The organism is Thermococcus sp. M36 (assembly GCF_012027355.1).
GTDB lineage: Archaea > Methanobacteriota_B > Thermococci > Thermococcales > Thermococcaceae > Thermococcus.
This window is the reverse complement of sequence record NZ_SNUH01000123.1, coordinates 1-501: the sequence shown is the minus strand read 5'-3', so window position 1 is coordinate 501 and position 501 is coordinate 1. Positions and strand designations below refer to the sequence as shown.

At 32.1% G+C, this 501-nt stretch carries 2 protein-coding genes; both read left to right on the top strand.

Annotated features, from left to right (window positions below; genetic code table 11):
- Window positions 1–250 (top strand): sugar nucleotide-binding protein (locus E3E36_RS11615; protein ID WP_167895552.1); only part of this gene is annotated, 250 nt, incomplete at its 5' end.
- 12 nt (window positions 251–262) lie between these two features.
- Window positions 263–501 (top strand): hypothetical protein (locus tag E3E36_RS12985; protein WP_206203655.1); only part of this gene is annotated, 239 nt, incomplete at its 3' end.

Sequence of the window (501 nt, the reverse complement as noted above, 5' to 3'; positions counted from 1 at the left end):
AATCAGTCATCAGTCATCTAACATCTATCATTACAGTAATGAAGGAATTATTTCATGGTATGATTTTGCTAATGAAATACAAGTCTTATCCGGCTTGAGTTGTAAGGTAAACGCCATTCCTTCTTCACAATATCCAACACCTGCAAAAAGACCTTTCTACACAGCAATGAGTAAAGCTGCCATTGCCAAAGATTTCGGTATCGAAATTAAAAATTGGAAAGAAAGTTTAAAAGAATGTTTAGCAGATTAGGATATTTATAGCATGAAGTTCATCTTCGTTTTTATATTTCATCTTACTCTAACAATCAAAAGCTTCGCTTCAAAAGATTCTCTGTTTTCATTTCGTTTCAGAAATGATGTAACTATTACAGTTGATTATCCATCTTCATTCAATAAAAAGAAGACAACACAGTTAATTATTTATGCTTTGCCCAATGGTAATACAACGGCACAAACTATGGGTAAGGTTTTAAAAGAAGGAGATGATTGGCATTTTGATAT